16 protein-coding genes are annotated in these 22,234 nt (G+C 34.1%); 8 read left to right on the plus strand and 8 right to left on the minus strand.

What is annotated here, in order from left to right; translation table 11 throughout:
• Positions 1-50: 50 nt before the first annotated feature.
• Positions 51-5,720, minus strand: coding sequence for an MG2 domain-containing protein (locus GKZ88_RS05050; RefSeq protein ID WP_347343855.1), 5,670 nt, complete (start codon positions 5,718-5,720; stop codon positions 51-53).
• Positions 5,721-5,952: 232 nt separating this feature from the next.
• Between GKZ88_RS05050 and GKZ88_RS05055 the strand changes: the two genes are divergently transcribed.
• Positions 5,953-6,465, plus strand: a complete 513-nt coding sequence (locus tag GKZ88_RS05055; RefSeq protein WP_155101314.1) for a hypothetical protein — start codon at positions 5,953-5,955, stop codon at positions 6,463-6,465.
• A 12-nt stretch (positions 6,466-6,477) separates the two neighbouring features.
• Here the strand turns inward: GKZ88_RS05055 and GKZ88_RS05060 are convergent, their stop codons facing one another.
• Positions 6,478-6,921, minus strand: coding sequence for a nucleoside deaminase (locus GKZ88_RS05060; protein ID WP_155101315.1), 444 nt, complete (start codon positions 6,919-6,921; stop codon positions 6,478-6,480).
• Positions 6,922-6,980: 59 nt separating this feature from the next.
• On the opposite strand from GKZ88_RS05060, the gene GKZ88_RS05065 reads away from it, so the two are divergent.
• The 5 genes from GKZ88_RS05065 to GKZ88_RS05085 all read left to right on the plus strand — a co-directional run bounded on the left by GKZ88_RS05065 (position 6,981) and on the right by GKZ88_RS05085 (position 12,631).
• Positions 6,981-7,946, plus strand: coding sequence for an energy transducer TonB (locus GKZ88_RS05065; RefSeq protein ID WP_155101316.1), 966 nt, complete (start codon positions 6,981-6,983; stop codon positions 7,944-7,946).
• Positions 7,947-8,024: 78 nt separating this feature from the next.
• Positions 8,025-8,858 carry an energy transducer TonB gene (locus GKZ88_RS05070; RefSeq protein ID WP_155101317.1) on the plus strand — a complete coding sequence of 278 codons (834 nt, stop codon included), beginning with the start codon at positions 8,025-8,027 and terminating at the stop codon, positions 8,856-8,858.
• Positions 8,858-9,742, plus strand: a complete 885-nt coding sequence (locus GKZ88_RS05075; protein WP_230392463.1) for a hypothetical protein — start codon at positions 8,858-8,860, stop codon at positions 9,740-9,742. Before GKZ88_RS05070 ends, GKZ88_RS05075 begins: the two co-directional genes overlap by 1 nt.
• Before the next feature lie 65 nt (positions 9,743-9,807).
• A complete protein-coding gene (locus GKZ88_RS05080; protein WP_155101318.1) occupies positions 9,808-11,595 on the plus strand; it encodes a 1-deoxy-D-xylulose-5-phosphate synthase in 1,788 nt (595 codons plus the stop codon).
• Positions 11,596-11,629: 34 nt separating this feature from the next.
• On the plus strand, positions 11,630-12,631 hold the full coding sequence (locus GKZ88_RS05085) for a DUF3078 domain-containing protein (protein WP_155101319.1): 1,002 nt from the start codon (positions 11,630-11,632) through the stop codon (positions 12,629-12,631).
• A gap of 73 nt (positions 12,632-12,704) precedes the next feature.
• Here the strand turns inward: GKZ88_RS05085 and GKZ88_RS05090 are convergent, their stop codons facing one another.
• Together GKZ88_RS05090 and GKZ88_RS05095 are read right to left on the minus strand one after the other, a co-directional pair.
• On the minus strand, positions 12,705-14,051 hold the full coding sequence (locus GKZ88_RS05090) for a deoxyguanosinetriphosphate triphosphohydrolase (RefSeq protein ID WP_155101320.1): 1,347 nt from the start codon (positions 14,049-14,051) through the stop codon (positions 12,705-12,707).
• 64 nt (positions 14,052-14,115) lie between these two features.
• The gene (locus tag GKZ88_RS05095; RefSeq protein ID WP_129053166.1) at positions 14,116-14,577 is read right to left on the minus strand and encodes an Lrp/AsnC family transcriptional regulator; all 462 of its coding nucleotides are present in this window, start codon (positions 14,575-14,577) and stop codon (positions 14,116-14,118) included.
• 158 nt (positions 14,578-14,735) lie between these two features.
• Here GKZ88_RS05095 and metE point away from each other — a divergent pair, with 158 nt between their 5' ends.
• Positions 14,736-17,066, plus strand: a complete 2,331-nt coding sequence (gene metE, locus GKZ88_RS05100) for a 5-methyltetrahydropteroyltriglutamate--homocysteine S-methyltransferase (RefSeq protein WP_155101321.1) — start codon at positions 14,736-14,738, stop codon at positions 17,064-17,066.
• 303 nt (positions 17,067-17,369) lie between these two features.
• Here the strand turns inward: metE and GKZ88_RS05105 are convergent, their stop codons facing one another.
• From GKZ88_RS05105 to GKZ88_RS05115, 3 genes are all read right to left on the minus strand, one after another.
• Entirely contained in the window at positions 17,370-17,954 is a 585-nt protein-coding gene (locus GKZ88_RS05105; RefSeq protein ID WP_155101322.1) for an outer membrane beta-barrel protein, read from the minus strand.
• Between the two features lie 170 nt (positions 17,955-18,124).
• A complete protein-coding gene (locus tag GKZ88_RS05110) occupies positions 18,125-18,715 on the minus strand; it encodes an outer membrane beta-barrel protein (RefSeq protein WP_196216448.1) in 591 nt (196 codons plus the stop codon).
• 167 nt (positions 18,716-18,882) lie between these two features.
• Entirely contained in the window at positions 18,883-19,464 is a 582-nt protein-coding gene (locus GKZ88_RS05115) for an outer membrane beta-barrel protein (protein WP_155101323.1), read from the minus strand.
• Between the two features lie 146 nt (positions 19,465-19,610).
• Between GKZ88_RS05115 and gldA the strand changes: the two genes are divergently transcribed.
• The gene (gldA, locus tag GKZ88_RS05120) at positions 19,611-20,507 is read left to right on the plus strand and encodes a gliding motility-associated ABC transporter ATP-binding subunit GldA (RefSeq protein ID WP_155101324.1); all 897 of its coding nucleotides are present in this window, start codon (positions 19,611-19,613) and stop codon (positions 20,505-20,507) included.
• Positions 20,508-20,817: 310 nt separating this feature from the next.
• On the opposite strand, the gene GKZ88_RS05125 is transcribed toward gldA, so the two are convergent.
• Positions 20,818-22,227 (minus strand): pyridoxal-dependent decarboxylase, encoded by a 1,410-nt coding sequence (locus GKZ88_RS05125; protein ID WP_155101325.1) that lies wholly within the window; start codon positions 22,225-22,227, stop codon positions 20,818-20,820.
• Positions 22,228-22,234: the final 7 nt, after the last annotated feature.

Here is a 22,234-nt window from a genome sequence, read left to right on the forward strand (position 1 = left end):
GCAGATTTTCTTTTTTGATCCGCTAAAAACTGCTAAATCTGCGTGAAACTTTATTTCACCACCTCAACCCAGAATCCTTTTGTTCTCGCTAAGAAAGTGTTATCATACATGGCTTCACATTGCAATCCTGGCAAATAATAATTCCCTAAATACGATGCATTTAACAGAATTCGGAAAACTTTGGTTTCTCTGGATTTCATTCCGAAGTAGAAATTAGTTCTGTCGTCACGAATATCAATATAATCAGCAGTATTATTAACTGCGTCTCCATAATCGGTAAAACGGGTATTTACAATTTCGAATCCAGAAGGTAGAATCTGAGATAATGCAACATTCTGAACACTTTCATTTCTTTGGTTTTTAATGGTAACCTCAGCAATAAATTCTGTTCCCTGATTAATTTTTGAAACATTGATCACACTTCCTTTTCTGTTTTTGAAAACAATAGAAGCCGAAACATCAGTTTGAACAGCATTTTCCTGTCCAATTGGCAATATTCCTGTATTTAACACACGAACATAAACTGTATTATTTTTAATGTTTTTCAACGTAATACTATTTGTTCCGCTTGCAGTAGGCAAACTGCGGTCAGCGATTGTTTTTTGAGTGTTTATCGTTTCTCCCTTGCCGTTTTTACTAAACTGAATATTGATTCCTTTTGGACCATTACCTATTGCAAATTTCGACATCGAATACAAACAATAAGCCGTAGTCTGTGTGCTCATCCATTGATTCGCTGACATTTCTTTAGCTAATTTTGTAGCCGTTGTAAATGCTTTTTGTTTTTGTCCCAAAAGCAGTAATGTTTCTAAAGCCATTGCACGGTTTCTTTCACTAGAGCCATAATAGTAATAACTATATCCATCTGAATCGCCTTCAATACTTGTTGACAAGAACAAACTTTGTCCAGCCGATTTTTGACCTGCTAAAACATAAGCAGCCGCCAATCGAAGTTTACTTTCGTTCGAAATTCCTTTTGTTTCACGCAATCTGTTCATTGACGATAAATCGGCGTTTCCTGCTAAAGCCAGAGTATATAATCTATAAGCTTGAGCCAGATCGTTGCCATATTTAGGTTCAAAACGCCATTGTTTTGCTTCTTTTTGCTGATAGGAAAGCCATTTTGATTTGAAATTAATTGGAAGGACATATCCTTTTTTCTCGGCTTCAATTAAGAAATGTCCAGCGTAAGATGTTCCCCAGTCATCTGCTATTGCATTTCCTTGCCAATACGGCATCCCACCATTAGACAATTGGAAATTTCCTAGTCTTGCAATTCCTGCTGTAACATTCTTTTGAATTAATCCTTTACGAACAGCGTCAATATCAGCAACATCTCCTAAATACAATTGTGGGAAAACAGACGAAGTTGTCTGCTCAACACAGCCATGCGGATACTGAATTAAAAACTGCATTCTTCCGTTCAAATTCATTGAAGGCATTGACGAAACTTCTAATCTGGCTTTATTGCTTCCGGCTACTCCAAATGTTTTCCACGAAAGTGTTTTTGTACTGTTTGGAGCCAAAATAACATCCGTAAAAGTACTTGTAACCGGATTCGGATTTGTCATGTCAATTTCGACATCATAACTTGATTTTTCATTTCCCGAAGTTGCGATAACCTGAACTTTTGCTATTCCTGTTGCTGCACCAACGACCAAATTAAAATAGGCCATTTTTTCGTCAGGCGAAGTAAAACTTAATGATTGTGTTGCGCTTCCCATTACTTTTAAACCATTACTAGTTTTAATCTGAACCGAAACATTTTTAATATTATTCTCTGTTGCAAAAACAGTAACCGGAATTGTTACTTTTTCTGAAGGCGAAATTTTTCTCGGCAACGATGCCAAAACCATCAACGGACTTTTAACTGGAGTTGCTTTTTCAACACTTCCGTAAGCGCTTGTATTTGCATCACCAGCGACAACCATAGTTCTCACAGAACCAATGTATTTTGGCAATTTTAACTGATGCGATTTTGTTTGTCCTTTTTCTAATTTAAATGGTCCGTAATACAATACAACTGGCTTAAAGCGGTTTGCTTTTTTAGCTTTCCCGCCTCCTAAATCCTGATCTCCACCAATACTGAAAATTTGATTTATTTTTCCGCCGTAAGCACCAATGACATCATCATAAACGTCCCAAGTTTTTACTCCTAAAGCTTCACGAACATAAAAACTGTCCCAGGCATTAGGTGTTTTAAAACGAGTTAAATCCAAAAGCCCTTCATCAACAACGGCAATTGTATACGTCATTTCTTTACCTGATTTCTCTCCCACTTTTACCGTAAACGGCTGTTCTGGTTTCAAAACATCCGGCATATTAATAGTTGGTGCCTGAATCGTGTTTTTGTCTACAACTTCAATCGGAACAATTCCATACATACGAATTGGCGAATCATTTTTAGTTGATGCATGAGGCTGTAATAATGTAATATTAAAATACACATTTGGCGCCATCGCTCCGGTAATTGGAACTTCAACTTTTGTTTCTCCCTGTTTTGTTTTTGCCCAAAGTGTCTGAACCACTTTTGATCCATTTTCGATTGAAATCAAAGCGCGTCCGCCTTCACTTGAAGGAAAAGAAATTTGTGCTTTTTCACCAACGGCATAGTTCTTTTTATCAGTAGAAAACACCAGCATATTAGCTGTAGAAGCATCTCTGTTTCGCGTTTTTCCAGACCAGATTGGCCAGTCAATATTTACCGTTAAAGCTGTTGCGTGTCCATCTGCAGTATCTGAAACACGAATTAAATAACGTCCCCACTCTTCATCGGTTAAAGAAAACTGAACACTTCCTTTTCCACTTGAATCCGTATTTACTACAAAGGTTTTATACGAAGTTGTAGCATTCGATGAATTATAATTTGATAAATTATCGCTTGAAGCATCCCACCACCAGCGCCAGTCTACTTTAAACACTTTTACTTCTAAGTTTCGTACTGATTTTGGTCTTCCGTTTTCATCAACTGTAACAATATCAAAACGATTATTCGTTCTGGTTTCAAGCATATTGTATTTGTTTAATTCTGGAGATTTAATTCCGACATACGTTTTATACGGAGAATAAGTGGTTGACATAACATCAGTACTAAAATCACCTCCTTCTTCATACACTTTTGTGATGAACGAAGCGCGAAGCATTCCCGGCGCCTGACCTTGCAATTTTGGCTGAATATTTACCGATGCTTTTCCGTTTTCATTTAATTTTCCGGAGAAAACATTAATTTCTTCGGTGCTGAATTGACGTACCAAATCATCAAAACTATATTTCTCATAACCTTTGAATGTTGTTGCTTGTTGCGAAAATTTAGCCTGCATTTCTACATTTAAATTTTTAGCAATCGCACCGTGAAGCCAAGTCACTTCAAGATTATCGGTATTAGGATAAGATGAAGAAAGGGTTTTTCTGGTAAACGTATTTTTGATTTTTAAACGGTTTGGTTTAATCGTTTCAATCTTGATGCTTTTATAAAATTTTGCTCCGCCAACACTTACCATCGCTTCCCAATTTCCTGTTGGTGCATCTTGATTTGTAGGAACCGTGAAAGCATAATGATTTAGTTCATTTGTTTTTTGAACTGTTTGATAAACCGTTTTTCCGTTCGGGTCATTTAATCTGAATTTAATTGGATGTGATTTTGGCAATTTGTTAGAGGCATCATTTAAAATGAAAGACAAATACAAATTATCGCCCGGACGCCAAACGCCTCGTTCTCCATAAATAAATCCTTTTAAGCCTTTTTGAAGCGTCTCCCCAGCAACATCAAAATTACTCACGGACAACGAAAGTCCGTCATCAAGTTTTACATAAGTGGATTGCTGGCCCAAAGTTACAATTGCAAAATAAGCGAATTTATCCAGTTGAAAAGATGCAATTCCTTCACTGCTGGTTGCTTGCGTTCCTATTTTTTGTTGTTGAAAATTGTATAAATCAATTCTTGCATTCGAAACTGGTTCTGTCGTAACAATATTGTTTACAGCAAACACATACGATTTATTTTCTCCTCGTTTAGCAATAACACCCAAATCTGTTGCTAAAATATTGGTTGTTATTTTAGAGTTGTAATAATACGAACTTGAACAAGGATCTTGGCTTTCTCTCCACTCATAATCATCATAATAATAATCGTCGTACGAGTTGCCGCTGTAGTTTACGTCATTTTCATCAACCTCTTCTTCCTCTTCATCGTTTTCATCGCCGTCTGAAGTTGCACATTTATAAAGTGAATATTTCTTTTTAAAGAGAAATTCAACTCTATAAATCGCTCCCGGTTCTGGAGTAATTAATTTGGATAAATCCAATGCAAAAGTGTTCCATTTACTCGGATTTATAAGTTTGCTTTCAATTAAATTCAGTGTTGTTTTTGCGACAGGCTGTGCGACTTTCTTAAGATTTTGGCCTCCGTTTAATTCATTGTATTGAAGAAACTGCAAGATATTATTCTTGTAGATTTTATAAACTTTCACATCAACAGCGCTCAAGTTTACTGCTTCAAAATTTAATTTCAAATTGTTTGAACTTGGCAGAATTGTTCCATTTTTAATAAAGCGGACATTGGGTTTTATCTGATCAAAAGAAATTTTCTCGGTAAAGTTCGCCTCCAGTTTTTTGCCGTATTGGCTCTCAATTCCCTGAAAAACCTCAAGCGTCAAATCTCCAACGACAATCTCATCAGAAGCTGTTTCTTCATTTTGAACCACTTCTACAGGTTCATCTACTACCGCGGCAGCACTATCTACAACAACTGCTGCAGAATCTACCAATGAAACTGCTGTTTCTTCTACAGCAACCGGATTCGGCTTTTCTTTTTTAGCTTCCTTTTCATTATTAAAATAAACTTTCAACAGATTTCCTTGCGTAGAAAATTTTAAATTATTGGTATTTTGAATTGAAACTAGACCTTTAAAGTCCTGGCCTTTTTCCAGAGGTTCTGAGAAATTAATCGAAACCGATTGATTATTTCCATCTGGAACTTCAACTTTTATGATCTTAAATTCGTTTATGTTAGTAATCGGGAAATCGATTTGTCCTTTCTGATCAATATCAAAATCGCTTCCATCGTATAAAATTTCAAGATTTGATGCTTCAGAATAACGTTGAATACTATCAATGATGAAATTGAATTCTTTGCCGAATCCTGATTTTTTCTCAAACTTAACTTTAAGATTATTTCCTTTTTGTTTTGCTAAAACTAATTTCTTAGCAGTTTCAACATCAATATTATCAGCCGTTTTTAAAACACAGTTCAAATATTGATATTCTTTACTGTACGACTGAATATCGGCAGTATTGATAGTAAAATCCTGTTTTATTGTTTTGACTGTAAAGTTGAATTCAGAAAGTGCCGCCTCTTTCTCTTTCGGAAGTGTAATAAGTTTATTCAACTTCAAAGTCACCTGATATTCTGTACCAGGCTTCAGCTTTTTTTCTGGAATAAAAGCAATTGTATTTGGCGAAAGCGCCACCACTTTTCCGTCAACGCTTGGCGAAATATCAAATAAATCGCTGTCTAAAACCTGATTGGCTTTCCACTCTTTTTTATCAAAAGCCAAAACCACCCTAATATCTGATTCCGACGAGACTATTCCCCCTGTGAAACTGACTATATACTCTTTAAATAATGAAAAATCAGAATTGAAATCGGCTGCTGATTTTCTGCCGCAAGATTGAAAAATAAAAAACACACAAAACACGAGAACTAATCCTTTTGCTTTCACTTTTATTTAGAGTTAATGGGTTACAATTTTTAGGAAATCAGAGAACATTTTAACATTTGACAGTTACATCCTATAACTATCAAATAATAAATATATTGTAGTAAATATAAAATATTTTCCGCGCTCTTTTAAGAAGAAATTTCTCTAGTAAAACATTTAACTTTTGTTGAAGTTTTTTATCAAATCATACCAAAATATAATATCTTGCTAAAGCATTTAATTTAGTTAATTTATGTCTCAATACTCCTCGGAAAGTGAATTTATAATAAAGTACAAATCATTTGTCATTCGTGCGTTAGCGGTAGTTACTTTTTTTATCGCAATATCTTTTGCTGATTTTTTTCTTTTGCCAACAACAAAAGCTAATGATATTATAATTTCTTATTCGACAAGAGAAGTAAAAGGCAAAAGCATTTCTTACCATTTTTTCACAAAAAAAGGATTCACTTTTACAACTGAAAAATATGTTGTTGATGACGCTGATATAGCAATTGAATACTCACTGCTTTTTAAAAGTGTTACAAATGTTAAGTCAAAAAATAAGGATTACACTAAACTACTTGTCAATGGTTTAAGTCCAAAAGGAATTCAATTTTACTTTTTTCTCGTATTACTTTTTTCAATAGCGATCAGTTTGAAGATACTTCTTTCTGAAAAACAATTTACTGAAAACGCATTTTACAATATAATTTGTTTTAATGGTTTTATGGTGTTTTTATGCTTTTATATGTTTTATTTATTTTAGAAAAAAACTAGCCTACTTCCGTCTTTCAAGAAAAAAACGTTTCATTAAATCAGCCGCTTCATTTGCCATAACTCCAGAAACAACGGTAGTTTTAGGATGCAGTTTAGTTCCCATAGCAATAAAGCCACGCTGTTCGTCGCGTGCGCCAAAAACAATTTTTGAAATTTGGCTCCAATACAGCGCACCTGCACACATTTGGCAAGGTTCAAGCGTTACATAAAGTGTGCAATCCTTTAAATATTTCCCGCCAAGGAAATTTGCCGCCGCAGTAATGGACTGCATTTCGGCATGAGCGGTAACGTCGTTCAGCAATTCAGTTAAATTATGACTTCTTGCAATAACTTTATCAGCAACAACAACAATGGCTCCAACAGGAATTTCGCCTTTATCAAAAGCCATTTCAGCTTCTTGCAAAGCTTTTTTCATAAAATATTCGTCGGTGAAAGGATTTATCATAAGTGCAAAAATAAGGTTTTGAAATAATTTTTATTACATTTAATTTCTGATATCTGAATATGGAAAGAAAATACAAAATAACAATTCCGGAACCATGCCATGAAAATTGGGACGAAATGACGCCAAATGAAAATGGCCGATTTTGTATAAGCTGTTCTAAAACCGTTGTTGATTTTACTTTGATGCTTCCTAATGAAATTCAGCATTTTTTTGTTCAAAATCAAAACAATAAAATTTGTGGAAGATTTAAAAAATCACAATTAGATACTATTATAATTCAAATTCCGAGTGCCGTTTTATATTCACAAACGCATTATCACAAAATGTTTTTATTGGCATTGTTTATTGCTATGGGAACTACTTTGTTTAGCTGTCAGGATAAAGATGGAAATAAACAAAAGATCGACAAAGTTGAAGTAATTGAAGATTCTTTGGTTACAAAAACTCCTCATAAAGAAGAGATTGCAGTAAGCAATGATACAACTCCAGAAACAAAATATACAAAACGCAAAAGTCGTTCACTACTCAAAAAAGAAAAATTCTTTTCCTTCACAGAAACAAAACCCGCAGAAACAATGCCTTACGCTGAAATTTATGAAGACACTACAGTTTATGGAGGCGTAGGGATTGATGTTTTACCTGATTATCCGGGGGGAATTGAACTATTTTATGATGTTTTGAGAAAAGAATTCAAAATCCCTAAAGATTTAAAAAAATCAACCGGAGTAATTAAAATGTCATTTGTGATTGAAAAAAATGGAAGTTTAGATGATGTCAAAATAATTGAAGACCTTGGTTTTGGAACTGGGGAAGAAGCAAAACGGGTTCTCGAAAAATCCAGAAATTGGACTCCGGGCGAAACCATGGGAAAGAAAGTTAGAACTTATTACAATCTACCTATCACACTTGAACTCGACACTTTGAATCCGGAAAAAAGAAAAAGAAAATTTTCAAAAATTACCTCCATGCAAATTTTTAAAACCGGAGAGAGTAAGGAAGAAACAGAATTAAATTTAAGTCAATAAATAATTGCTCCCAATACGTTTTAAAAATCAATTAATTGGTATGTATTTTTTATTACATTTAATTTCTAATATCTGAATATGGAAAGAAATCTTAAAATAACAATTCCGGAACCATGCCATGAAAATTGGGACGAAATGACGCCAAATGAAAATGGCCGTTTTTGTATGAGCTGTTCTAAAACCGTTGTTGATTTTACGTCCATGCTTCCGCAAGAAGTTCAGCATTTTTTTATTCAGAATCAAAACAATACTATTTGCGGAAGATTTAAAAATGAACAATTAGAAACAATCACATTTCAAATTCCGAGTCGGATTGTTTATTCTCAAACACATTATCATAAGATGTTTTTACTGGCTTTATTCATTGCTATGGGAACAACTTTATTTAGTTGTCAAGACAACGATGGAAACAAAAAGAAAATTGCTTCTATAGAAGTTGTTGATAATGCAGAACAAAATCAAGAAGAAAGTGAAGCTCCTTCTGTATGTTATGGACATCAATTCGAATCTAAAAGAGCAAACTCAAAAAAAACTAGACAGAAATTTGTAATGGGAAATCTAATTGCTCCAAATTCTATTCAAACTGGAAGTTTTAACTATCACCCAATATACAATTCAACTGATTTAGATATTTCTCCAGTTCCAGAAAATGGAATGAAAAAATTCGTTGAGTTTTTTAAACAAAACTATGTTATCTCAAAACCTACAGAAAAATCTAAAGAAAGAGCTTTTGTTGTATTTGTTGTAGAAGAAGATGGTACTTTAAGCAATTTCAACATCGTTAGAAATACATCAAAAGAAATTGGAGAAGAAGCCATTAGAGTTTTGAAAACAGCTCCAAAATGGATTCCCGGAAAGCTTAACGGCAAAATTGTCCGTTCTTCTTATATTTTACCAATTACAATTAAATAATGGAAAGAAATCTTAAAATTACAATTCCTGAACCATGCCACGAAAACTGGAACAAAATGACTCCAAATGAAAATGGCCGATTTTGTATGAGCTGTTCTAAAACTGTTATTGATTTTACGTCAATGCTTCCGGAGGAAATTCAGCATTTTTTTATTCAAAATCAAAGCAATAAAATTTGCGGAAGATTCAAAAAATCGCAATTAGATTCAATAACCATTCAAATTCCTAATCGTATTTTGTATTCTCAAACTCATTATAGTAAAATGTTTCTTTTAGCATTGTTCATTGCTATGGGAACGACTTTGTTTAGCTGTCAAAATAAAGATGGTAAAAAGCAAAAAATTGATAAAGTTGAAGTTGTAACAGATACTGTGGCGAAAGAGCGAATCGTTGTTGGAGAAACTCCTCTTGATCCAAAAGATACTGCGAAGGCAAATGTACCGCCTCCTCCACCGCCTCCAAAAGTTGATCAGGTAAAATTTGTTAACTCTCCAATTAATACTAAAAAAACAAGCACTCAAAAATCAGTAAAAATCAATTGCGAGAAGGCAAAAGGAGAAGAAGAAGATGATGTTGCTTTTGTTACAGGCGCTGTAATGCAGACAAATGCAGAGTTCCCGGGCGGTATCGAACAATTCTATAACTTTTTCGCAAAAGAGTTTAAACAACCCGAAAACATTTCTGATTCAAATCTAAAAATTAGAATTGCGTTTGCGGTAGAGAAAAATGGCTCAATGTCTTTTTTACAAGCTGATCCAGCTATTGATAAAAGCATAGAAAATGAAATTATCAGAGTTTTAAAATCTTGTCCAAAATGGCAGCCTGGAGAATCCAATGGAAAAAAAATAAGAATACAATATTCATTGCCAATAACATTACAATAGCGTATCGTTAAATATCTCATTCATAAAATTAAATTTAAAACCGTAAATTTGCTTTTTACCTTACAATGAAAAGCAATTTACTTTCAAACATATACAATCCTGCTGATTTACGTTTACTCGACGAAACTCAATTACCACAGCTGGCCAAAGAATTACGAGATTTTATAATTGATATTGTCTCTGTAAAAGAAGGTCATTTAGGAGCCAGTTTAGGAGTTGTAGAACTTACAATTGCTTTGCATTACGTTTTCAATACACCCGAAGATTTATTGGTCTGGGATGTTGGCCATCAGGCGTATGGACATAAAATCTTAACTGAAAGAAGAGAAAATTTTCATACTAACCGACAAATAAACGGTATTTCTGGCTTTCCTAAAAGAAGCGAAAGTGTGTACGATACTTTTGGAGTTGGGCATTCCTCCACTTCTATTTCTGCAGCGCTCGGAATGGCGATTGCTTCTAAATTAAAAGGCGATTTTGATAAACAGCATGTTGCTGTAATTGGCGACGCTTCCATCGCAAGCGGAATGGCTTTTGAAGGATTAAATCACGCCGGAGTTACGGATGCTAATATTTTAGTTATTCTAAATGACAACGCTATCGGAATTGATCCAAGTGTCGGCGCATTAAAAAAATACTTAACTGCTGTTAAAAACGGGAAAAATCCGAGACAGAATAATATCATCAAATCACTGAATTTCGATTATTCGGGACCCATTGACGGACATGATTTCCCGACATTAATCAAAGAATTAAATCGCCTAAAAAAGATAAAAGGTCCGAAATTTCTTCACATTGTAACCATAAAAGGAAAAGGTTTACAGCAAGCTGAAGAAAATCAGGTGAAATACCATGCCCCTGGAAAATTTGATGCTTCGACCGGAGAAATTCATATAAAATCGGAAGAAAATCTTCCTCCAAAATATCAGGATGTTTTTGGCTTAACTATTTTAGATTTGGCCAAAAAGAATGAAAAAATTATCGGAATCACGCCTGCAATGCCATCAGGAAGTTCATTAAAATTCATGATGGATGAATTGCCTCAGCGTGCTTTTGATGTTGGAATTGCCGAACAGCATGCCGTAACACTTTCTGCAGGAATGGTTACACAAGGTATGATCGTATACTGCAATATTTACTCGACTTTTTTACAGCGCGCCTACGATCAAGTGATTCATGATGTGGCTCTGCAAGATTTGCCCGTTATTTTCTGTCTCGACAGAGCCGGATTAGTCGGCGAAGACGGCGCAACGCATCACGGCGTTTTTGATATTGCTTATTTAAGAGCAATTCCGAATCTGATTATTTATGCGCCAATCAACGAAATTGAACTGCAAAACATTTTATATACGGCACAATTAGGGTTAAATCACCCCATCGCGATTCGATATCCGCGCGGCAGAGGTGTTTTACCAAATTGGGAAGTAGAAAATTTCGGACAATATGAAAAAATTGAAATTGGTCCTGCAAAATGTCTAAAAAACGGTACGAAAGTTGCAGTGCTTTCGACCGGAACAATTGGAAATAATGTTATTGAAGCTTTACAAGAATGCGGCAATCCAGACAATATTGCTCATTACGGCTTCAGTTTTATTAAACCATTAGACATCAATACATTAAAACACATATTCTCTACCTTTGAAGCCATTATTACAATTGAAGACGGGGTTAAAAATGGCGGTTTTGGAAGCGCTGTTTTAGAATATGCAGCAGCAAATAATTTTAAAAATAAGATTGAAATTTTAGGTATTCCAGACCATTTTATTGAGCATGGAAGCATTCCGGAACTGCAACATTTATGTAAAATTGACGTTAAAAGTTTAATAAATCTTTTTTCAAACGATTCAAAATAATTATTTTGCACAACCAAAAACTAAAATAAGCCTAATGAAATTATTGCGTTCTACCCTTTTGCTGTTATTGCTATTGTGTACTTCACATAACTTTGCTCAAATTATTCAAACAACTTTAGACCCAAATCAACTGCCGAAACTTCCATCAAACTGGACTAAAAAAAATCAGCTGGGTTTTGATATTTCTGAGATTGCTTTTGTGAACTGGAGCGCGGGGGGAACAAGTTCGATTTCTGGATTATTTAAAGGCGAATTTGGAAGAACTTACGTTAAAGGAAATCATAAGTGGGTAAACGAACTTATTGTTAAATACGGCTTAAATAAACAAGACGGAATTGAATTAAGAAAAACCGATGACGCCGTTCAATTCAATTCAACTTACGGTTTTAGAAAAGATACCGTTTCAAACTGGTATTACTCTTCAAAATTCAATTTCAATACCCAGTTTACAAACGGTTACAATTATCCAAACCGAGACATTGCAATCTCTAAACCTTTTGCACCAGCGTACATTTTCCTTGGAGCTGGAGCTGAGAATTCAAACAAAAAGAAAAACAGAACGTTCTATTTCTCTCCAATTACATTAAAGACTACTTTGGTTTTAGATCAATATTTAGCCAATCAAGGATCATTTGGGGTTAAAAAAGCTGTTTATATAGCTGATCCTGCTGATCCTAATAATCAAATATTGGTTCAGGAAGGCCAGAAAGTAAAAGCCGAATTTGGTATACTTGCTACAGGATATATGAAAACAGAGATTTATAAAAACGTTTTTTACGAAAATCGTCTGAGCTTATATACGGATTACTTAAATAAATTTGGAAACGTCGATGTTGATTATGACACCAAATTAGATCTTGTTGTAAATGCTTACGTTAAAGCAAATATAGGCTTGCATCTTGTTTATGATGACGATATTAAAACCAAAAAAGATGTTATTGACCCAATTACTGGAGCAAAATCACAAGTTAACGATGGACCACGAACACAATTACGTCAAGTTCTTGGTGTTGGTTTAGTTTATGCTTTTCAATAAATAACTTCTCACATAAAGAAACAGCCGATAAAACAAATATTTTATCGGCTGTTTCTTTTATAGCAAAAGGACATTATCTCTTTTTTCGTCCTTGAATCATTTCATATAATTCCAGTGCATTTCCATCTGTCAAAAGCGAAACATAATGGCAAATATGAAGCAGACGCTCATATAAGTTGCCTTTTTCTAAATGATGTTTTTCAGGAAGCATTTTCAGAATCAGCTTATCGTAATTTGATGCCGTTCCTTCAAATTTGTTGTTAAATGCTGTAATAAATTTATCTAGTAAAGTCTGGATAATCTGGTAGCCCACAATTTCTTTCTCGATAACTTCGCGGCTTTGATAAATTTTCTCGACACTTAAGTTGATAATATCATTCATCTGCGCTTTGTATTTGCTTTTATCAGTTAAAGCAAAAGGGAAATTTCCAGACAGAATCGCTTCTTCATTTTCGATAAAAACATCAACGGCATCATTGATCAATGCACCAATTGCCAAAGCACGCAAATAACTGATTCTATCTTCTTTGGTTTCCAATAATTTGTATTTGGCAACACCAATATTATCTTTTACCAGTTTAATCAAGTATTCTAAAGCATAATCTTCAGAAACCAAACCTAAATTGATTCCGTCTTCAAAGTCAATTATCGTGTAGCAAATATCATCTGCTGCTTCAACAAGATATGCCAAAGGATGGCGTTCAAAACCAATATCGCCTTCTTCTTTATTGGCAATCATTCCCATATCCTGAGCGACTTCCTCAAAAAATGCTTTATCAGACTGAAAGAAACCATACTTTTTATCGGCAATATTAGTGGTCGGTTTTTTAGGAAGACTTTCTTTTGGATATTTCATAAAAGCGCCCAGAGTCGCATACGAAATTCTAAGTCCGCCTTCAATTCCCGGACGACTAGCTGTAAGTACCGAAAATCCGTTGGCATTTCCTTCAAAATCAATTAAATCCTGCCATTGTTTTGCTGTAAGCTTGTCTTTGTATTTCAATCCTTTTCCAATCGAAAAATATTCCCCAATTGCTTTTTCACCAGAATGTCCAAACGGAGGATTCCCAATATCATGCGCCAAAGATGCCGCCGCAACAATAGCACCGAAATCATTCATATGATAACCGTGAATTTCTTTTAAATAAGGATATTTTTCAATGATTTTTTTACCAACCAAACGCCCTAAAGATCTTCCTACAACAGAAACTTCTAAACTATGCGTCAATCTTGTATGCACAAAATCTGTTTTTGAAAGCGGAATAACCTGTGTTTTATCCTGCAAAGATCGAAATGCCGATGAAAAGATAATTCGGTCATAATCGACCTCAAAACCTAAACGTGTATCATCTTGTTCTACGCGTAATCTTTTGCTTGTATCTCCTTGACGTTTTAATGATAAAAGTTGTTCCCAGTTCATTTTGATATTTTAGATTGTAGATTTCACTTCAAAAATACATTTTATTTTAAGATTTTCTTTCTCTTTAAAATTCTAATGCCGTACTATGTTTAATTTCTCCCATTACAAAAATACTATTCGTATTTCCAATATTTTCAATTGTAGAAAGCTTATTCATTACAAAATCCTGATAACTAGCCATATCCTTTACTAGAATTTTCAGCATAAAATCATAATCGCCGGCAATGTTATAACATTCTATAATTTCTGGAAGGGCGACAATATCTTTCACAAAATTGCTTCCCACATTCTTGGCGTGTTCTTTTAAACGAACGTTGCAAAAAACCGTCATACCCCGATTCATTTTTTGCTTGTCTAACAACGCTACATATTTAGTTATAAAACCATCTCTTTCTAATCGTTTTATTCGTTCATAAACTGGCGTAACCGTTAAGAATAATTTACTCGCAAGGTCTTTTGTATTGATATTTGAGTTCTCTTGAAGATGTTTCAGGATCAACAAATCAGTTTTATCTAGATTTTCCATAGTTTTTTTTACTGCTAAAGGTTCATTAAAAAGACATTCCCAGTAAATAAATCTTTTAAATTCCAATTTAAAAACACATTTTACTGAAATAAACCTCAAATATAAGTTTTAAAATCCATTAACATAAATTTGTTCAGTAAAAAATACTGAGTGAAAAAATGAAAACAAATAACTTAGGTTACCCACGAATTGGCAGCAACAGAGAACTTAAAAAAGCATCTGAATTGTACTGGGCTGAAAAAATTTCTGCAGAAGAACTTATCACAGTCGGAAAAGAAATTCGCAGCAAAAACTGGCATTTACAAGCTTCAGCAGGCGTTGATTTAATTCCGTCTAATGATTTCTCTTTTTATGATCAAGTTTTGGATTTAACTTTAACAGTTGGAGCAATTCCGGCACGTTACCATGAATTGGCAAAAAACAATTCGGCTCTGGATTTGTATTTTGCAATGGCAAGAGGATCGCAAAAAGAAGGTCAGGATGTTGTGGCAATGGAAATGACAAAATGGTTCGATACCAATTACCATTATATTGTTCCCGAATTCACAAAGAACCAAAAGTTTGAATTGTTTTCTGAAAAAATAATCGATGAATTCAAAGAAGCAAATGCAATCGGAATTAAAACAAAACCCGTTTTAATTGGGCCAATTTCGTATTTGCTTCTAGGAAAAGAAAAAGAAGAAGAAGAAGGTTTTCACCGAATTGATCTTATTGATAAATTGCTTCCTGTTTACTTCGAAATTTTTGAAAAATTACAGGCCGAAAACGCCGAATATATTCAATTAGACGAGCCTTTCTTAGCTCTAAATCTAACTGATAAAGAAAGAAAAACGTTTACACAAGTTTACAACGAAATCAACATTCGTTTTCCAAAACTTAAAATTGTTTTGGCGAATTATTTTGACTGTTTCGGAGAGAATTTGGAAACCGCTTTGGCTTTGCCAGTTCATACTTTCCATTTAGATTTAGTGCGTTGTCCGCTTCAATTAGATGATATTTTAGAATCTGGAAAACTGGCTTCAAACGTAAATCTTTCACTTGGAGTTGTTGACGGAAGAAATATCTGGAAAAATGATTTCAAAAAATCATTAGAAATAATCAAAAAAGCGGTTGATACTTTAGGTGAAAGCCGAATTTTAATCGCTCCATCTTGTTCTTTAATTCACAGTCCGTGCGATTTAGAATTAGAAACGAATGATGAAACACTAACGCCAGAAATCAAACAATGGCTGGCTTTCGCGAAGCAAAAAATCAATGAAATTGTAATTTTAAAACAATTATCGGCTTCAAACGAAATTGACTTTAAAAACTCAATTGATTACGAAAGAAACGTGATTGCAAATGAAAACCGAAAAACTTCAAAATTAATTCATAACAGCGAAGTTAAAGCGCGTGTTGCCGGAATTACAGCTTCTGATGATCAACGAAAAAGTACATTTTCTGTAAGAAGAAAAAGCCAGATTGAAGCCTTAAAATTACCGTTATTCCCAACAACAACAATTGGTTCTTTCCCTCAAACTGCTGAAGTAAGAAGCTGGAGAGCAAAATTCAAAAAAGGAGAATTATCTACCCAAGAATACAACGATTTAATCGAAAAAGAAACCGAAGCTACAATTCGTTTTCAGGAAGAAACTGGAATTGACGTTTTAGTTCACGGAGAATTCGAACGTAATGATATGGTGGAATATTTTGGAGAGCAATTATCCGGATTTACGTTCACTAAAAATGGCTGGGTTCAGAGTTACGGAAGCCGTTGCGTGAAACCTCCAGTTATTTACGGTGACGTTTCAAGACCAAATCCTATGACTGTAAAATGGTCAGAATATGCGCAATCATTGACTCCAAAATGGATAAAAGGAATGCTTACAGGTCCTGTAACCATTTTACAATGGTCGTTTGTACGTAACGATCAGCCTCGTTCTGAAACTTGTACACAGATCGCGTTGGCAATTCGTGACGAAGTGGTCGATTTAGAAAAAGCCGGAATCAAAATCATTCAAATTGATGAACCAGCCATTCGCGAAGGTTTGCCTTTAAGAAAAGAAGAATGGGCAAAATATTTAGATTGGGCCGTTAAAGCTTTCAGAATTTCGGCAAGCGGTGTAAATGACGACACACAAATTCACACACACATGTGTTACAGCGAATTCAACGACATTATTCAAAATATTGCCGATATGGATGCTGATGTTATCACGATCGAATGTTCGCGTTCGCAAATGGAACTTTTAGATGCGTTTGCCAACTTCAAATATCCAAACGAAATTGGACCAGGAGTTTATGATATTCACTCGCCTCGTGTGCCATCAAGTCAGGAAATGGTGAAACTGTTACAGAAAGCTTCATCTGTAATTCCGGTAGATCAATTATGGGTAAATCCGGATTGTGGTTTAAAAACGCGTCATTGGGACGAAACTAAAAAAGCCCTAATTGAAATGGTAAAAGCGGCTCAAGAAATGAGAACTGCCGTTGAAAACCCTGTGGATTAATATTTTATTACAATATAATTTTTGTTTTTTTATGTCAGCAAGTGGAGCTCGAAATTAGTTATGATTCGGTTTCAGCTTCACTCTTGCTGGCATTATTTTTTGAAGCAGAAATTTCGTTTTCATAACACCTTCTGTCCCGCTATCCGCTATATCTTTTATGGCTCCCGATAGCTATCGGGACTGCCATAAAAGGATACCGCTTCTATCGGGGCTAGACTAGAACTTTATATTTTTAAAAGACCTTTTAGTTAAAAAAAAGCATCCACTTTCGCAGATGCTTTTTAATTATATACTGTTTCGAAATTAAAAATTCTTTGAAACTCCTACAGAAAATGCCTGGCCTAAACTAAAATTAAAGTTTTTAATATCTCTTCCGCCATTATCATAGTTTAAAGTATTATAACCTAAACCGCCAATATTGAAGTTGATGCCAAAACCTTTATCAACATTGATAAAAATAGCTGGAGTAGCAGTAACATATACTCCATCAGCTTTTTGATCATTTCCTCCATCTGCCGGGTTTATAATTCTTTCTTTTTGGTTTTGAAAACCTAAACCCAAATCAGTATAAAATGAAAAGGTTTGATTTAATGGTTTTGTATAACGAACAAAACCTCCAACCTTAAAATTATTTGTTTTTTGCAGCAACAAATCTTCATCTTTATTTTCATAAGTTCCTACAGCACCTTCGATACCCGCTGTCCAGTTTTCATGGAACTGATAACCTACTTTTGGAGCAAAAGAAAAATAATGCTGTTTATTATCTCCAGCATTATAAGAAGTTGTCTGAGAGTTGTAACTAATACTTCCCATTACTAAAATTGACCCTTTTTGGGCGTTCGCAAAGCTAAAAATAGCCAATGCAGCAATAACTAGAATTTTTTTCATATGTGGTATTTATTAAATTTTATATAGTTTTAACAATAAAGATGCCACAAAAAACATGTAATTGTTTTAATAACAATTACATAACAAGTGCATCTAAAAAACACAAACTTTAAAACAAAAAAGCATCCGCCGTGGCGGATGCTTTCTAAAATTGAATATTTATTTCCCGATTAAAAATTCTTTGAAATACCTACAGAAAATGCTTTTCCGAAAGAGAAATTAAAGTTTTTAAAATCGTTTACATTTTCATTTTCATAATTAAAAGTATTGTACCCTAAACCTCCTACATTAAAATTTAAACCAAACCCATTATTAACATTAATGAAAATTGCAGGGGTAAGGCTAACATAAAACCCATTGCCTTTATCAACTGACGAAATAGACCCGTTACTATTTGTACTCTTCTGGTTCTGAAATCCCGATCCTAAATCAACATAAGCAGAAAAAGTTTGATTTAAAGGTTTAGAGTAACGCAAAAAACCTCCTAACGAAAAAACATCTGATTTACTTTCAGAACTTTCAACAAACTTGGATTCCGTTTTTGCATTCCCAATTCCTCCTTCAATACCGGCTGTCCAGTTTTCGTGAAATTGGTACCCCACTTTTGGCCAAAAAACAAAAGATCTAGATTTGATTTCTGAATTTACAGCTGTTCCATTTTGAGAATTATATTCAAGATTTCCCATAACCAAAACAGATCCTTTTTGAGCGTTCATAACACCAAAAACAGTTAACATTGCAATAAGTAACATTTTTTTCATAATTGTTGAGATTTGTTAAATTTTATATAGATTTAACAATAAAGATGCCACAAAAACTGAGCAATTATTTTCATAACAATTAATTAACAAGCAGTTGTAAAAACATAAATTAAAAAAAAAAGCATCCGCCGGAGCAGATGCTTTTTGAAATTGAATAAAAATTAAGATTAGAAGTTTTTAGAAACTCCAATATTAAATGTCTGACCAAAATTGAAGAAGAATTTGCTGTAATCTTCTCCATTGTTATCAAAACTTAATGTTTCGTATCCTAAACCACCAATATTGAAGTTTAGACCAAAACCTTTTTTCATGTTAATAAAAAGAGCCGGTGTTACACCAATATAAACACCATTTCCTTTATATTTCACATAACTATTTCCGTTATTAGCGTAGATCTTGTTTTTTTCGCTTTGGAAACCTGCTCCCATATCTGCAAAAACCGAAAACGTTTGGCTTAACGGCACAGAATAACGTACAAAACCTCCAATTCTAAAATTATTGTCTTTACGTTTCGTACCTGCATCCACATCAGATGAAGTTGCTGCAATTTCTCCTCCTACTGTCCAGTTGTCGTTAAATTGGTAACCTACTTTTGGAGAAAAAGTAAACGTACTTGTTTTGTCTTCGCTAAATTGGTATTCTGATTTTTCAGAAGTGTAACCAATGCTTCCAGCTACTAAAATTGTTCCTTTTTGTGCATTTGCAAAACTGCAGATAGCTAGGGCAGCTATCACTAAAAAATTTTTCATGATTTGGGTGTATTTTAATTTAGCATTCCTTTAACAATAACGATGCCGTGAATAAAGGACTCTCCTATTTTTTATCATCATTTTTAGAAGACAAAATGTAGTAATCGAAACTATTTCTGTTTACTTTTGCAGTAAATAAAAAGTCAATGTCGATAGAAGTAAACAGCATATCAAAAAGTTACGGAGAGCAAAAAGCTTTAAATGAAATTTCTTTTAAAATCAACAAAGGAGAAATCGTCGGATTTCTTGGTCCAAATGGAGCTGGAAAATCTACTTTAATGAAAATTTTGACCACTTATTTACTTGCTGATAGTGGCGCAGCCCTTGTAAATGGCCACGATGTCATGACAAACACTAAAGAGGTGCAACGCTCGATTGGGTATTTGCCAGAGCATAATCCGCTGTATTTAGATTTGTATGTTCGTGAATATTTGGCTTTTAATGCCGATGTTTATAAAGTTCCAAAATCAAGAATCGAAGAAGTAATTCAACTGACAGGACTGACACCGGAAAGTCATAAAAAGATAAGCCAATTATCAAAAGGATACCGCCAGCGTGTTGGACTTGCCAATGCTTTATTGCACAATCCTGATGTTTTAATTCTGGATGAACCAACTACAGGTCTGGATCCGAATCAGTTAATGGAAATTCGAAATGTAATTAAAAATGTGGGAAAAGATAAAACCGTTTTTTTATCGACACACATTATGCAGGAAGTCGAAGCGATTTGTGATCGTGTCATAATTATTGACAAAGGACAAATTGTAGCCGATAATAAATTAGATCATTTAGTATCTGCCAATAAAGAGCAAGTTATAGAAGTTGAATTTGATTATCAGGTAGAACAACAGCTGTTGGCAAAACTGGAAAACATCACTTCATATGTTAACACACATGACATGACTTGGGAACTTACTTTTGTAACCGAGAAAGACATGCGCCCAGCCATCTTCGATTTTGCCAATGAAAATGGCTTAAAAACATTACAATTGAATCAAAAAAACAAAAATCTGGAAGCGGTTTTTAGAGAAATTACTAAGTAGTTTTTTCAAATCACTATACTATTAAAACCAATTTGTTCTTAAGAATAAATTGGTTTTTCTTTTTTAGATAGCTCTTAAAGCTTTCTTTCTTTTCAAACACACTTTATCATCTCGTTTTCAAACGATTAATAATTTATATGCTTTTTTTATTTATTTTTATTTAGACTTGATATAAATAGTATTATATTTGCAAAGAGAAATGGTACAATTTCATACTTTAATCAACCTTTCGATTCTTGTTTTTTGTTTTTTTTTGTGTTAGTAAAGAGCCTGTATGTAGTTAACAGGCTCTTTTATATTTTTAGAACCTTTATATTTCAAGATCTAAAATAGAAGTTTTCATTTCGTCAATAATAATCTTAATATCATCTTCGGTTGTGCGCCAATTCACGAAAGAAGCTCTGATTCCTTTTTTATTCTGATAAAATGTCGGCGTCATAAAAACTTTTCCTTTATCATTCAAAATCGTCAAAAACTCATTTACTTTCTCTTGATTATGATTTCCTTTTAAAGTAAAACAAACATTATTAAGACGAATTGGAGCCAACAATTCAAAACTTCCTGTTTCAATCAAAGCGTTGGCAAAATGAAGCGCCAATGCTGTACTGTTTTCAACAATATCTTTAAATCCGTCTTTCCCATAAGCGCGCAGCGCAAACCACGCCGGAAGTGCACGTAAACGTCGTGAATTTTCAGGAAGAACATTTAAATAATTAAAATTCTCCAGCGGATTTCCTAAATAAGGTGCATTAGAATTCTGGAACGTTTCGATCTGTAAACTTAAATGGTCTTTTTTTATCAAATAAAAAGCACTTTCATAAGGTACATTCAGCCATTTATGACAATCAATTGTAATGCTGTCTGCTCCTTCCCAACCTTCAACTAAATGTTTGAATTTATCTGAAACAGCTGCAAATCCGCCAAAAGCAGCGTCAATATGCCACCAGAAATTATATTTTTCACGTAATGCTGCAATGGCTTCAAAATCGTCAAAATCGGCTGTATTAACCGTTCCTGCACTTGAAATTAAGATAAAAGGTTTTCCGTTTAATTTTTTAATATTTTCTTCTAAATCAGATAAATCTATGGCTTCACGATTGCCTTCAATTGTTTTTACAGCCGTATAATTTTGACTGCCAATTCCTAACATTGATAAACATTTGATAGAAGAAGAATGTGGTGTTGCAGTTAAAATTGAAATAGGTTCAGAAATTCCGTTTCTAGCAAAATCTTTTCCTGACTGTTTTCCAAACCACTGTCTGGCAACTCCTAAACAGGTAAAATTTGACATCGTAGCACCAGTTACAAATCCGCCAGAAAATGTATCCGGCAATTCTAATAACTGTAATAAAAAATTAATGGTTTCGAATTCAATCAATGCCGATGCACCTCCCTGCGCTTTGATCGCCTGTGTGTTTTGATCGTAAACCGAAGCCAGCCAATCACCAACAATTGATGCTGGAGTCGAACCTCCGGTAACAAATCCTAAATAACGCGGTCCCGGCGAAGAAACCATAAGCGGTGCCAGTCTTTCATTAAATTCATTTAATGCTGCAATTGAACCTAAACCAAACTCGTTTAAAGTAGCCGCAGGATCAATTGTGTTTTTATTTGAAGTAGGAATCGTTTCGAGATTATTTAAGAAATCAATTCCCTGCTGTTTTGTTTTTTCAAGAATATTTTCAAAATCATTAAGATCATTTTGCAATACTGAGTTCATTTTTTCT

Source organism: Flavobacterium sp. LC2016-01, assembly GCF_009711135.1.
Classification (GTDB): domain Bacteria; phylum Bacteroidota; class Bacteroidia; order Flavobacteriales; family Flavobacteriaceae; genus Flavobacterium.